We start from the raw sequence: 15,092 nt of genomic DNA on the forward strand, positions 1-15,092 counted from the left end.
ATATACTTGACGAATGATCGAAAAGAGAATGGATAAAAATCAGCAAATCGTAATGAAATGACGATTCGATTTTGTCAGTTCACCTTCCGCAAAGTGGATTAGATATTGACAGAAACTGACCTCATGAGCTTAGATAAGCTCCAACTGTTTCCCAAACAATTGGAGCTATCATTTGCAAAGCAAAGTATACTTTAACAGTTCAGTGGTCTGTTAAAAGTTTGAGTTTAAAAGCCAAGGTGCGAAAATTCCAATCAACCACTGTGTTAATTAAAACCCCTGTACAATAAAAAGGCTGGAGCACTTTTGTTCCAGCCTCACATACTGAACTCATCCAACTACTACAACTGACAGATGAGCTCAAGTTTTTTAGATTATTATTTGATATCAAATACGACGGATTTAACAGTTGTCATAGCTTCAATAGAATATTTTACCCCTTGAATACCTGCACCTGATTTTTTAGCCCCTAAGAATGGGAAGTTGTCCGTGCCGCGCTGTGTCTTATTATTGATATGAACTGTACCAACTTCAAGCTGCTCAGCAATACCAAAAGCGCGTGGGAAATCATTTGTAAAGATAGAAGCCTGAAGTCCATATTCCGATTTGTTAGAAATTTCAATGGCTTCTTCTACAGATGTCACACGAATGATCGGAAGAACAGGACCAAATGGTTCTTCCCAAGCAAGACGCATATCTGTCGTTACCTTATCAAAGAGGATTGGACAGATAAGATTACCTTCACGTTTGATTTCAGTAAGGGCAGCGGCTCCTTTATCATTGGCATCATTAATAAGACCTTCTACATAATCAGCTGATTTTGTATCAATCAACGGTGTAATATCTGCATCGTCTTCTGGATTACCAATTGTTAATGCAAGAACTTTTTCACGGATTTTTTCGACCAGTTCATCAGCAACACTTTCCATCACAAGAACACGTTTAACTGCTGTACAGCGTTGACCTGAATAACCAAAAGCACCTGCAATAATATTTTTAGCAGTCAATTCAAGGTCTGCATCTTCAAGAACGATGGCTGAATCTTTTCCACCGAGTTCAAGCATAATCGGACGCATACCAGCCATTTTGCCAATACGTTCCCCAATTCCTGTTGAACCAGTAAAATTGATAAAGTTAACGGCTTGATGTTCTACAATATAGTCTCCAATTTCAGAACCACGACCTGTAATGGTATTAAAGACACCTGCAGGAAGTCCAGCTTCAGCAAATGCTTCAGCAAGTAAGAGCCCTGAGATTGATCCTTGCGTCGGTGGTTTAAAAGCAATAACATTTCCCGCAATAAGAGCCGGTGCAATTTTCGAACCTGCCAAGTTAACAGGGTAGTTAAATGGTGAAATAGCTAATACAAGACCTACTGGTTCACGACGAACAACGGCAATTTTTTTCTTGCTGGCTGCTTCAAAACTGCCGCCTTCAAGGACTTCACCTTCCATACGAAGGCCTTCTTCAGCTGCATAATTAATGATTTCTGCAGTACGAACAACTTCGCTGACTGCTGATTTATAACCTTTAGCAACCTCTTTGGAAAGAACAGCACCTATTTTTTCTTTATCACGCATCAAAATATCTGCTACCTTGTGAAGGTAGGCAGCACGTTCTATGTATGAAAGTGATCGCCAAGCTGGTTGAGCTTTCTTGGCTGAAGCATAAACATAATCTACTTCTTCAGTACTCATTGCTGGAACTGAACCCAATTCAGCTCCACTGGCCGGTTCGTAGATTTTAATTTCATTTTCTGAAAGCTTCCACTCGCCATTGACATAATTTTTATATTGTTTTGTCAAAGTAATGTCTCCTTTTTTACTGTAATAATTTTATTCTATCATTTTTTTCATTTTTTTCAATCTTTTGATACGATAAAATTCAGAAAATTAAAAAATTTCATTTTATTGTCAAACAGCAAATAATAGATTTGTCTTCAAAAAAGCAAACAAAAAAGAAGAAAGTAAAATGGCTTCCTATGATTGCTCAACAATCACAGACCTCAACCTACTCTCTTCTTATTTAAACGAATTAGTCAAAATCAATATATTCTTTTTCTAACTCAAGAACTTCTTCCATCGTTGCACATTCTGTCAGAGCACGCTGAGCAAGTTCTTGCATTTTAGCAGTATCTAATTTCTTCATAAGACTGCGTGTACGGAGAACCGATGTTGCAGACATAGAGAACTCATCAAGTCCAATACCAACAAGAAGAGGAACTGCTGTCTGATCGCCAGCCATCTCACCGCACATACCAGCCCATTTACCTTCAGCATGAGCAGCCTTAACCACATGATCAACCAAGCGAAGAATGGATGGATTATAAGGTTGGTAGAGGTATGATACTTGTTCATTCATACGGTCAGCAGCCATGGTGTATTGAATAAGGTCATTTGTACCGATTGAGAAGAAATCAACTTCCTTAGCAAATTGGTCAGCCAACATTGCAGCTGCAGGAATTTCAATCATGATACCAACTTGGATATCATCTGAAACAGCAACGCCTTCAGCTTTAAGATTAGCCTTTTCTTCTTCCAGAATACCTTTAGCTTTACGGAACTCATTGAGCAAAGCTACCATTGGGAACATGATACGCAACTGACCATGAACAGAAGCACGCAAAAGGGCACGCAACTGTGTGCGGAACATCTGATTGCCTGTTTCTGAGATTGAAATACGAAGTGCACGAAAACCAAGGAATGGGTTCATTTCTTTTGGAAGATCAAAGTAAGGAAGTTCCTTATCACCACCAATATCCATCGTGCGGACAACAACCGGCTTGCCATTCATACCTTCAAGAACAGCTTTATAAGCTTCATATTGTTCATCTTCAGTTGGAAAATCTTGCGAATCCATGTATAGAAATTCTGTACGATAGAGGCCAACTGCTTCAGCACCATTGTTATTGACACCCTCAACGTCTTTAGGTGTACCAATATTGGCTGCCAATTCAAAGTGCTTACCATCAGCAGTAACCGTTTCAGCATCCTTAAGGAGAGCCCATTCTGCTTTTTGCTTAGCATAAGTATCACCAGCTGCTTTGAACTCTGCAATTTGATCTTCAGTTGGATTAATAATCACTTGACCAGTAATTCCATTGACGGCAACAATATCACCATTTTTCACACGCTCTGTAATATCATTTGTACCAAGTACAGCAGCGATTTCAAGTGTACGTGCCATAATAGCAGAATGACTTGTGCGTCCACCAATATTCGTCACAAAAGCTTTAACATAGTTAGCATCCAATTGAGCCGTATCAGATGGCGTTAAGTCATGAGCAATTACAATAGATTCTTCACTAATCGTTGCTGGGTTTGGCAATTCAACACCCAGAAGGTGTGCCAAAACACGCTTGGCAACGTCACGAATATCTGCAGCGCGCTCTTGCATATAGGGATTGTCTTCCATATTTTCAAACAAAGTAACAAACATATCTGTCACTTCTTTGAGAGCACTTTCTGCATTAACTTCTTTTGTACGAATTGTCTCTTTAATCTGCCCAATCATCTCTGGGTCAGCAAGAACCATCAAATGAGCATCAAATACAGCTGCGGCTTCTTCACCAAGGGTATCTACTGCTTTTTGGCGGATAAGAGAAAGCTCGTTTTGAGAAGCTTCTAGAGCTGCATCCAAACGAGCCTCTTCTGCTTGTGTATCTGTGACTGAAACAGTCTCAAATGTTAAGTCCGGTTGAACAAGTAGATATGCCTTAGCAACAGCAACACCATCAGATGCTGCAATTCCTTTAAGCATTTCTGTCATATCTTTAAGCCAATCCTTCTTTAGTCATCGTTTCATTAATAGCTGCAATTGCATCATCTGCATCTGCACCTTCAGCAGTGATTGTAACATCAGCACCTTGACCAACACCAAGGCTCATAACACCCATAATTGACTTAAGGTTTACTGCTTTTCCTTTGTAATCAAGTGTAATATCTGAGGCAAACTTACTTGCTGTTTGAACAAGCAAAGTAGCTGGGCGTGCATGAATTCCTGTTTCTGCAACAATGTGAAAATCTTTTGAAGCCATAGTATGGTTCTCCTTTTTAGTATGTGTTTTTTTGAATTATCAAATGATAACCCTTACAATTAGAGATTATAGCACAATGCTTTTTTATTTTCAATCTTTAAACCACTTTTTCTGAAAATAATCCATGAAAAAACAGTAAAGATTATTATTGTTAAATCAGAAAACTACCTTTTTTTGAAATCTTTATTTTTTACAGAAGCTAGCTGCTTATGAACAGCTGTCACAAAAGGGGCATCCTTGAGTTTTAATTTGTGGTAATTGCGCAACATGCGGCGTTGATGGAAGCGAAAAGGCTGAATACCTTTTTCTCGAAACATCTTTTCAATTTGCAAATGAAACTGTCTGAGACTCAGATAAAAAAAGTCTGTTTCTTCTTCCAAATTTCCCCAGATTTCTCTTAAATATGCCTGAATATCCTTACCTTCCGCACTCATTTTCCGCTCTAAAGATAAAGCTGCCCGCTGAAAGCTAGCCAAGTCACTCACTGTCCAAATAAAATCAGCTGTCATAAACAAGGCTATACCCAAAGCCCACCAAGCATTTACCTTTGCCAACAACTGCATAACTGAGGGCTGGATGAATTTCACAAGAAAAACAACACCAATTCCCCAAAACAAAGAAATGCGAGGAGCAATTCGGCCTTTAATATTTCCTGATTCTTGGCTATAATCCCATAATTTCATATGAAAGACCTTCTCCAAGAAGCAAGCCGCCATATATTCAAAAACTGTCGCAATAATAAGACCGCCAAAAAATAAGATTGGTAAATTTTCCTGAAAGGGTTTCGTCAAAAACAAAACAGTTGTTACCGCAAAACCATAAACAGGACAGTAAGGCCCTGCTAAAAATCCACGATAGACAAACTGTTTATCTTTTAATGAACAGTAGACTGTTTCCCAAAGCCATCCGATAAAAGAATAGATAAAAAAGAGAAAAACAAGATTCGATATAGAATACCACATGAATTTACCTTCACTATTAAGATGTCAAAAATTTTTCTTATTTTTTAATAGTGTCCTTCTATAACATAATTTTATCATAATAGACCTGAGAATGTAGAAAAAGTCTTCTTTTGAGACTTTCCTTAGGTGATACGGACGGTAGCGATGAGAAAACTTTCGTTTCCTTATGTCCCAACCTGAAATAGCTTTATGACTATTTCAGCCTTCGGAATTCCATACCTAAAACCAAGATACAAAGGGTGTTAAGCGGATAAAGGCAAAATAGGGAGTACGACGCGGAATCATTAAGATTCTAGGAGGACTCATCTTTTTGCCACAATCCGCAGCCCGTGGTCAGTTAAGATTTGAGCCTAAGGTCTCAAACCTTCCGAGTGCCTGAAACTTTAAAGTTTCAGGCACTTTTATCACGGCGGAAAATCTCGTTTAGAGCTCGCTTCGCTCGCAAATAAGAAAAATTAAAATTGAAATTTGCAGAGCTCAAAATTTTTTTACGTTGGAAAATAGGTTTGTCTTCAGTCTGAATAGCCCTTTTCTTACATATTTCAAAATAACAAAGCGACTGAGATAAAAGTATTCCGGACTTTTTATTGTGCAGTGGTTTCCATCTAACACAGTAATTTAATCGAAATTGCCATTTCATTACGAATTACCAATTTTTGTCTATTCTCTATAAATAAGTCAATAGAACTTCAGAAAACTGACGGGTTGTCAATGCTTCAACCCCTAGTTCCTTGGCAAAATCAATGGTAACTTGACCATTTGCAATAGCTTTTTCAACAGCTTTCATGATTAAATCTGAGACTTTTGACCAACCAATATAGTCAAAAAGCATGCAGCCTGATAATAAAACAGAAGATGGGTTGGCCAAGTCTTGACCTGCAATATCTGGAGCCGTTCCATGGGTTGCTTCAAAAATAGCATGTCCCGTTTGATAGTTAATATTAGCTCCTGGCGAAATACCAATACCGCCAACTTGTGCTGCTAAGGCATCGCTGGCATAGTCCCCATTGAGATTCGTTAAGGCAACTACATCAAAATGCTCAGGCTTGAGCAGAATTTGTTGCAAGAAATTGTCAGCAATAATATCATCAACTACCAATTGACCACTGGCAAGTTCGGCAGCATACTCACGTTTTGCTAATTCATAGCCCCATTTTCTAAAGCCACCTTCAGTGAATTTTTGAATATTTCCTTTATGAACCAAAGTTACCTTGGTCAGATTGTTGGCCAGAGCATATTCGATAGCTGCACGAATCAAACGTTGGCTGCCTTCAATTGAAATAGGTTTAATCCCTATACTGCTGCTTTTTGGAAAACGAATTTTCTTAACCCGCATATCATCTTGTAAAAAGTTGATGACCTTTTGAACTTCTGCTGTACCCGCATTCCATTCGATACCTGCGTAAATATCTTCAGTATTTTCTCGAAAAATAGTAATAGCCGTTTTTTCAGGATGCTTAAGTGGACTAGGGACACCTTTGAAATAACGCACTGGCCGCACGCAAGCAAAGAGATCCAATTCTTGACGCAGGGCAACATTTAAGGAACGAATGCCACCTCCAACAGGAGTTTCCAATGGACCTTTAATAGCAAGTAAATGCGTCTTGATAATTTCTAAAGTCTCATTAGGCAGCCAGTTGCCTGTTTCATTATAAGCTTTTTTACCAGCTAAGACCTCCCGCCAAATAACCTGCTTGTGACCTCCATAAACTTTAGCAATGGCTTTATCAAAAACGATTTGCGCATTCTTCCAAATATCCTGACCAACACCATCTCCTTCAATGTAAGGAATGATGGGCTTATCAGGCACCTGTAATTTTCCTTCTTCAAAACTTACTTTTTCTGCCATCTTATCTCCTTTCAATAGGAATATAGCGTAACTTCCTCATACCAGTATAGTGAGAGCGCGGACGGATTAATTTGTTATTTTTTTGTTGCTCTTGAATATGGGCAATCCAACCCGAAACACGGCTCATGGCAAAGATTAAGGTAAAAATAGAACTATCAATACCTAAAACATGGTAAACAGTAGCCGAATAAAAATCAACATTAGGAATTAGATTTTTCTTTTGCTTCATAACAAATTTCAACTTTTTTGGATAATTGATACCAAATGTCATGCTCTGTTCCCTTGGTCAATTCTCTAGCCATTTCGCGCAAATATTTTTCACGTGGATCTTGTGTCTGATAAACGCGATGCCCAAAGCCCATGATTTTTTCTTTAGAGTTGAGTTTTTCTTGCAAGTAACTGTCAACATCCCCGTATTCACGAATCTCTCTTAGCATATCAAATACACGCTCATTGGCACCACCGTGCAAGGGACCTTTTAAGGTTCCAATAGCTGTTGTTACACAAGAGTAAATATCTGATAGAGTTGAGGCACAAACCCTAGCCGCAAAGGTAGAGGCATTGAGTTCATGTTCAGCATGTAGAACAAGCGCACGATTCATAGCTAAAATCTCTAATTCACTTGGAAGGCGACCATTTAACATATATAGAAAATTAGCAGCGAAGCCAAGATCCTTTCTAGGAGCGATAGGAGACAGCCCCTGACGCAATCTTGCAAAGGTTGCAATAATGGTCGGTATCTTGGCCATCAACTGAATGCTTTGGTCATAAGTAGCTTCTACACTTCTTTCCTCAGCTTTTAAATTATAAACGCCTAATAGACTTACCGTTGAACGCAAAACACTCATGGGATGCAAGTGCTGGCGCGATTGAATGAGAATACATTGTTCAATGGCATCACTTATCGCATAATTTTTGCGTAATTTCTCTTCAAATTGCTTCAGTTCAATTGCTGTTGGTAAATGAAGATTCCAAAGGAGGTAAATGACCTCTTCAAACCGAGCCTTATTGTCCATTAAATCAGCAATATCATAACCTGCATACGAGAGTTTATTATCCTTGATGGCACTAATTCTTGTATCACAGGCAATCATGTCCTTTAAGCCATTTGTTTCTGCCATAGACTTAACCTCCATTCAATTTTTTACGCACAACCATTGGAAGAATACCGCCATTTTGATAATAGCGAATATCAGCATCCGCATCAAAACGTAAGAGCACTTGAAATTCTTTAGTCCCTTCCTTAGAAGTAGCTTTTACCTTAACAATATCATGAACTTGCGGCTGTTCAGGAAGTTCCACAGTGTAAGTTTCGTATCCTGTTAATTGGATACTTTCAGCCGTTTGACCATCAAGGAATTGTAGAGGTAAAATTCCCATCATGACTAAATTAGAACGATGAATCCGCTCAAAGCTTTCTGCTAAGACGACCTTGACACCTAAAAGATTGGCACCCTTAGCAGCCCAATCACGGCTAGAGCCCATACCATAGTCTTTTCCTGCAATAACAATAGTAGAAACACCGTTTTTCTTATAATTCATGGCAGCCTCATAAATCGGTAAGATTTCTCCTTCATATTTTGTGTAACCACCGATTTTGCCATCAGCTAATTCATTTTTGATACGAATATTTGCAAAAGTTCCTCGCATCATGACCTCGTGATTACCACGACGGCTACCGTAAGAATTGAACTCAGCATAAGTCACCCCATTTTCTTCTAAATAACGAGCTGCAGGGCTATTTCTCGCAATATTACCTGCTGGGGAAATATGATCTGTGGTTACAGAATCTCCAAATTTGGCTAAAACCTTTAATGCACTTAAATCTATTTTGTTCTCAGTATTTGTCAGATTCTCAAAATAAGGAGGATTTTGAATATAGGTAGAGACTTGATTCCATTGGTAATTTTTGGAATTCTCTGTTTCGATCTGATTCCATTTTTGACTATCAGAAAAAACATGACCATATTCTTCTTCAAATAATTCAGCCGTTACAAACTGTTCAATATAAGACAGTACTTCTTCTTTTGCAGGCATAATATCCTCAAGATAAACAGCCTGGCCATTTTTATCATAGCCTAAAGGCTCAGAAGTTAAGTCAATATTGGTAGTACCTGCCAAAGCATAAGCAACAACTAAAGGCGGGCTAGCTAGGAAATTAGCTTTGACGAGTGGATTGACCCGTCCTTCAAAATTCCGATTTCCTGACAGAACTGCACTAACTAATAAATCCTTCTCTTGAACAGCCTTGGCAACTTCTGGAACCAAATCACCTGAATTACCAATACAAGTTGTACAACCGTAGCCAACCAAATTGAATCCAAGCTTATCCAGATAGGGTTGTAGACCACTCTTTCGCAAATAAGCAGTAACCACTTTAGAACCTGGAGCTAAGGATGTTTTCACCGTTTTGGCAACCGATAAACCACGCTCAACTGCTTTTTTAGCCAAAAGTCCAGCTGATAAAAGAACATAGGGATTAGAAGTATTGGTACAAGAAGTGATGGCTGCAATGGCAACATGACCTGTTTTGACTTCCAATTCCTGACCATCATCAAAATGAACAGTCGCCTTTTTAGCCAACTCATCAGCTCCTAGACCAAAACCGCGGACACCAGACTGACGTACCAAACTCGCCTGAAATTCTTCTTTGGCTTGACCCAATTCAATCAAATCTTGAGGCCGTTTAGGGCCTGAGATAGAAGGTTTAATGGCTGATAAATCAATTTCAACTATTTTAGTGTAGGAAGGCAGATTTGTCATATCATGGTAAAGATGATTTCGCTTGGCATATTCTTTTGTTAGTGCAATGTGTTCTGCTGAGCGATTGGTCAATTTCATATAATTTAAGGTTTCATCATCAATCGGAAAATAACCACAGGTTGCACCGTATTCAGGTGCCATATTGGCAACCGTTGCGCGATCTGCCAAAGAAAGTCCAGCTAAACCGGGGCCGAAGAACTCAACAAACTTGCCAACAACATTTTCTAAGCGCAGCTTTTGGGTCACCTTAAGTGCTAAATCTGTAGCTGTCGCTACTTTAGGAAGCTCTCCATAAAGACGGACACCTATGACTTCTGGGATGGGAAAATAAGAAGCTTCTCCTAACATAGCTGCTTCGGCTTCAATGCCACCGACACCCCAGCCTAAAACACCGATACCATTGATCATGGTTGTATGACTGTCTGTACCAAACATCGAATCTGGATATAAGAAACCATCCTTATTAATAATCACATCACTCAAAAATTCAAGATTGACCTGATGAATAATACCTGTTGCTGGAGGAACGGCCCGATAATTTTCAAAAGTTTTTTCAGCCCATTTAAGAAATTCATAACGCTCATTATTTCGTTCAAATTCTAAATCAATATTAGCGTCAAATGCGTCTTGATTTCCAAAAAAATCAACTTGAACACTATGATCAATAACTAAATCCACTGGAATTTCAGGATTGATTAAATCTGGGCTGCCGCCATTTTCAACGACAGCATCCCGCATAGAAGCTAAGTCAACAACAACAGGAACACCTGTGAAATCCTGCAAAATGACTCGACTAGGTTTAAAAGGTACTTCTCCTTTAGGAGCTTTTGAATTATAATGAAAAAGAGTTTCTATGTTATTTTTTGTGACACAAATGTCATCGTGTTTTCTCAATAAACTTTCAAGTAAAATTTTAATTGTATAGGGGAGACTATCAAGCTCTATATCATAGTCTTTAGAAGCTTTTACCAAATCAATATAGTGATATTTTTGCCGATTTAACGTAAAAGTTGATGTATAATTAATCATAATCAGTCTCCTTTTTTCTTATATTAATTAAAATTATACAATTATCTGAATGATTAAACAAGGAAAAGCTTGCATTTTATGTTATGTTTTATAACATAAAGATAGATAACTGAGACTAACACTATATCTTGTGGGAATTAAAAAACTTCGGTACTATATTTTGTGTTTTTTTGAGTAACTTCCCTTGCTTTTTTTCTTATTTTTAGATATGCTAATAAAGCAACTTATAAAAGTTAAAAAATTTAGGAGGAAAAAATGGCTAAAATTACTGTTTTTTCAAAAAATAACTGCATGCAATGCAAAATGACTAAGAAGTTCCTAGAACAACATAACGCTGATTTCGAAGAAATCAATATTGATGAACAGCCGGAAAAAATCGAATATGTCAAAAGTCTAGGATTTACTGCCGCTCCTGTTATTGAAACAAGCGATCTTGTCTTCTCAGGGTTTCAGCCTGCTAAATTGAAAACCATTATTTAAGCAATTCGATAACAAAATCAGCAACATGTTCATTGCTAGAGGCATTTCTATACCACAACTAATGAACTGGGGAAATACCTCAATTTGCTTTGGCAATTAAAATTTCTTACCCTTGCGTTTTATCACTATATTTTAAAGAAAGAGGTTGGGAAATTTCCAACCCCCTTCTTATGTCAAAGAATAATAAGGAATTAGATAGATGAGTTTAAAAAATCTTGGCGATATCTCTTACTTTCGCCTAAACAATGAAATTAATCGTCCTATTAATGGACAAATTCCACTTCATAAGGATAAGGAAGCTTTAGAAGCTTTCTTTAAAGAAAATGTCAAGCCAAATACCAAGACATTTGACAGCATTACTGATAAAATTCAGTTTTTAGTGGCTAATGACTATATCGAAGCTGAATTTATTGCTAAATATAAGTCAGAATTTATTGAACAGCTGTCTCAGGATCTTCATGCTTATGATTTTCAGTTTAAATCATTTATGGCGGCTTATAAATTTCATCAACAATATGCTCTAAAAACCAATGATGGAGAAGAATACTTAGAAAGCATTGAAGATCGCGTACTTTTCAATGCCCTTTATTTTGCTGATGGCAATGAGAATTTAGCTCATGACTTAGCCATGGAAATGATTGCCCAGCGTTATCAGCCTGCCACACCTTCTTTTCTTAATGCCGGGCGCAGCCGCCGAGGTGAATTGGTTTCTTGCTTCCTTATTCAAGTGACTGATGATATGAATTCAATCGGACGTTCGATCAACTCCGCTTTGCAATTGTCTCGTATTGGGGGAGGTGTTGGGATTTCCTTAAGCAACCTGCGTGAAGCTGGTGCTCCTATCAAAGGATTTGCTGGAGCTGCATCTGGTGTTGTTCCTGTTATGAAGCTGTTTGAAGATAGTTTTTCTTATTCTAACCAACTTGGACAGCGTCAAGGTGCTGGTGTTGTTTATTTAGATGTCTTCCATCCAGATATCATGGCCTTTCTTTCAACCAAGAAGGAAAATGCTGACGAAAAGGTTCGTGTTAAGACACTTTCTTTGGGTGTTACCATTCCTGATAAGTTTTATGAATTGGCTCGCAGGAACGAAGACATGTACCTCTTTAGTCCCTATTCTATTGAACGTGAATATGGTGTTCCTTATAACTATCTTGATATTACTGAAAAGTATGATGAATTGGTCGCCAACCCTAAGATTATCAAAACAAAGATTAAGGCTCGCGATTTGGAAACTGAAATTTCTAAATTACAGCAGGAATCTGGTTATCCTTACGTTGTCAATATTGATACAGCTAACCGTGCCAATCCAATTGATGGCAAAATTATTATGTCCAACTTGTGTTCTGAAATTCTTCAGGTTCAAAATCCTAGCCTTATTAACGATGCGCAAGAATTTGTTAAAATGGGAACCGATATTTCATGTAATCTTGGTTCCACAAATGTTGTCAATATGATGACTTCACCTGATTTTGGTCGTTCTATCAAAGCCATGACACGTGCTCTGACTTTCGTTACAGATTCATCACATATTGATGCTGTCCCTTCTATCAAAAACGGCAATAAGCAGGCACATACTTTTGGACTTGGTGCTATGGGACTGCATTCTTATTTGGCACAAAATCATATTGAATATGGCAGCCCTGAATCCATCGAGTTTACTGATATTTACTTTATGCTCATGAATTACTGGACTCTAGTCGAATCCAATAATATCGCCCGCGAACGCCAAGAAACGTTTGTCGGTTTTGAAAAATCAAAATACGCTGATGGTTCTTATTTTGATAAATATGTAACTGGTCAGTTTATACCAAAATCTGATAAAGTTAAAGAACTTTTCAAAAATCATTTCATTCCACAAGCTGAAGATTGGGAAGCCCTTCGTCAAGCAGTTATGAAAGATGGCCTTTATCATCAAAATCGCCTTGCCGTTGCCCCAAATGGTTCTATTTCTTACATTAATGATGTTTCTGCATCCATTCACCCTATTACCCGTCGAATTGAAGAGCGTCAAGAAAAGAAAATCGGGAAAATCTATTATCCAGCAGCTGGACTGTCAACAGATACCATTCCTTACTATACTTCTGCTTATGACATGGATATGCGTAAAGTGATTGACGTCTATGCCGCAGCTACACAACACGTTGACCAAGGCATGTCACTGACACTCTTTATGCGCAGTGATATTCCACAAGGCATTTATGAATGGAAAACAGAGAGCAAACAAACCACACGTGACTTGTCTATTCTGCGCAATTACGCCTTCAACAAGGGTATCAAATCCATCTACTATATCCGCACCTTCACTGATGATGGTGATGAAGTTGGTGCTAATGAATGTGAAAGCTGTGTGATTTAACTGAACAGTAAGGATTGGAGCTAAAGCTCCTAATCCTTACACGGCAATCGCTAATGGCGAATTGCCTAGTTCACTTACTAACTTCGAAAATGAAGTATCATCGACTTCATTTTCTACGTGTCGTAAATATTTCTTTTTGATACTTTTCTTAAGTGGTGGGATCATCAGCGATCGACTACGTCGTTCCATGACTAAGTTCAAAGCCTTTAGGCTTTGAACTTCCTCGAGCGGTTACACCGCTCTTAACACCACAACGAAAAGTATCGAATTTGGGATCACGCTATTCGCCATTTCTACTAATGCAAAGCATGTAAATATTTGGTAAACAAGCGCCAAAAATAGAATTTCTAAAAAAATGATGAAGTCTCCCAAATAAATACTTGCTGCTGTGATAAGAAGATAATTAATCTAAAAGTCAATTATCTGGGAAATTCTCGAGCCTGAGGTCTCGAGAATAAGCAACAAAACACGTAGTCGGTCGCTTGCATTTACAACCCTTAGGCAACTATCAAGAATAAACAAAAAATAGCTCATACTTAATCAGGAGAAACACATGACAACTTACTATGAAGCAATAAATTGGAACGAAATTGAAGATGTCATTGACAAGTCTACTTGGGAAAAATTAACCGAGCAATTTTGGTTGGATACCCGTATTCCTCTGTCAAATGACTTGGATGACTGGCGTAAGTTATCTGCCGCAGAAAAAGACCTCGTTGGTAAAGTTTTTGGCGGTTTAACATTATTAGACACCATGCAATCCCAATCAGGTGTAGAAGCTATCCGCGGCGATGTTCGCACACCACACGAAGAAGCTGTGTTAAATAATATCCAATTTATGGAATCTGTCCACGCCAAATCTTACTCATCAATCTTTTCAACGCTTAACACTAAGTCTGAGATTGAAGGGATTTTTGAATGGACCAATAATAATGAATACTTGCAAAAAAAGGCTAAGATTATTAATGAGATCTATGAAAATGGAAATGCTCTCCAAAAGAAAGTTGCTTCTACTTTTCTTGAAACTTTTCTTTTCTACTCAGGTTTCTTTACGCCACTCTACTACCTCGGTAACAATAAACTAGCCAATGTGGCTGAAATCATTAAGCTCATTATTCGTGATGAGTCTGTCCATGGTACCTACATTGGCTACAAATTCCAGCTTGGCTTTAATGAATTGACTGAGGAAGAGCAAAGCGAATTTCGTGATTGGATGTATGATTTACTCTATCAACTCTATGAGAATGAGGAACTTTATACCCAAACACTCTATGATCCAGTCGGCTGGACTGAGGAAGTCATGACCTTCCTGCGTTATAATGCCAATAAAGCACTCATGAATTTGGGACAGGATCCTCTTTTTCCAGATACCGCCAATGATGTCAATCCAATTGTCATGAATGGTATCTCAACGGGAACATCAAACCACGATTTCTTCTCACAAGTCGGTAATGGTTACCTGCTTGGTTCTGTTGAAGCCATGCATGATGACGATTATCTCATGGGAAAATAAGCCAATCATTATTCAAATAAGTTAAAAAGAAGAAGCACTTATCAAATGTCTCGCTTTAGAGCTAGGTATATTGATAAGTCTTTTAAATTGTATTGGTCACTATT

General features: G+C 38.2%; 9 protein-coding genes and 1 pseudogene. 3 read left to right on the forward strand and 7 right to left on the reverse strand.

Annotation, left to right across the window (positions count from 1 at the left end):
* Positions 1-374: 374 nt before the first annotated feature.
* The 7 genes and pseudogenes from gapN to acnA form a co-directional block, all read right to left on the reverse strand.
* Entirely contained in the window at positions 375-1,802 is a 1,428-nt protein-coding gene (gapN, locus tag FNL60_RS07160) for an NADP-dependent glyceraldehyde-3-phosphate dehydrogenase (RefSeq protein WP_002262986.1), read from the reverse strand.
* Positions 1,803-2,031: 229 nt separating this feature from the next.
* On the reverse strand, positions 2,032-3,765 hold the full coding sequence (gene ptsP / locus FNL60_RS07165; RefSeq protein WP_002311895.1) for a phosphoenolpyruvate--protein phosphotransferase: 1,734 nt from the start codon (positions 3,763-3,765) through the stop codon (positions 2,032-2,034).
* Positions 3,766-3,769: 4 nt separating this feature from the next.
* Positions 3,770-4,033: a phosphocarrier protein HPr gene (locus FNL60_RS07170; protein WP_002262984.1), complete on the reverse strand. Its 264-nt coding sequence runs from the start codon at positions 4,031-4,033 to the stop codon at positions 3,770-3,772.
* 164 nt (positions 4,034-4,197) lie between these two features.
* Positions 4,198-4,995, reverse strand: coding sequence for a putative ABC transporter permease (locus FNL60_RS07175; protein ID WP_002262983.1), 798 nt, complete (start codon positions 4,993-4,995; stop codon positions 4,198-4,200).
* Positions 4,996-5,662: 667 nt separating this feature from the next.
* Positions 5,663-6,844 carry an NADP-dependent isocitrate dehydrogenase gene (icd, locus tag FNL60_RS07180; RefSeq protein ID WP_002280259.1) on the reverse strand — a complete coding sequence of 394 codons (1,182 nt, stop codon included), beginning with the start codon at positions 6,842-6,844 and terminating at the stop codon, positions 5,663-5,665.
* A gap of 1 nt (position 6,845) precedes the next feature.
* Positions 6,846-7,965: pseudogene (locus FNL60_RS07185) on the reverse strand (citrate synthase).
* 4 nt (positions 7,966-7,969) lie between these two features.
* Complete coding sequence (gene acnA / locus FNL60_RS07190; protein WP_002280258.1) at positions 7,970-10,636, reverse strand: aconitate hydratase AcnA; 2,667 nt, start codon at positions 10,634-10,636, stop codon at positions 7,970-7,972.
* Positions 10,637-10,891: 255 nt separating this feature from the next.
* Between acnA and FNL60_RS07195 the strand changes: the two genes are divergently transcribed.
* From FNL60_RS07195 to nrdF, 3 genes are all read left to right on the forward strand, one after another.
* Positions 10,892-11,116 carry a redoxin NrdH gene (locus FNL60_RS07195; protein ID WP_002261872.1) on the forward strand — a complete coding sequence of 75 codons (225 nt, stop codon included), beginning with the start codon at positions 10,892-10,894 and terminating at the stop codon, positions 11,114-11,116.
* A 199-nt stretch (positions 11,117-11,315) separates the two neighbouring features.
* Positions 11,316-13,475 (forward strand): class 1b ribonucleoside-diphosphate reductase subunit alpha, encoded by a 2,160-nt coding sequence (gene nrdE / locus FNL60_RS07200; protein ID WP_002280257.1) that lies wholly within the window; start codon positions 11,316-11,318, stop codon positions 13,473-13,475.
* Between the two features lie 553 nt (positions 13,476-14,028).
* The gene (gene nrdF, locus FNL60_RS07205; RefSeq protein WP_002274297.1) at positions 14,029-14,988 is read left to right on the forward strand and encodes a class 1b ribonucleoside-diphosphate reductase subunit beta; all 960 of its coding nucleotides are present in this window, start codon (positions 14,029-14,031) and stop codon (positions 14,986-14,988) included.
* Positions 14,989-15,092 lie beyond the last annotated feature (104 nt).

Source organism: Streptococcus mutans (genome assembly GCF_006739205.1).
Classification (GTDB): domain Bacteria; phylum Bacillota; class Bacilli; order Lactobacillales; family Streptococcaceae; genus Streptococcus; species Streptococcus mutans.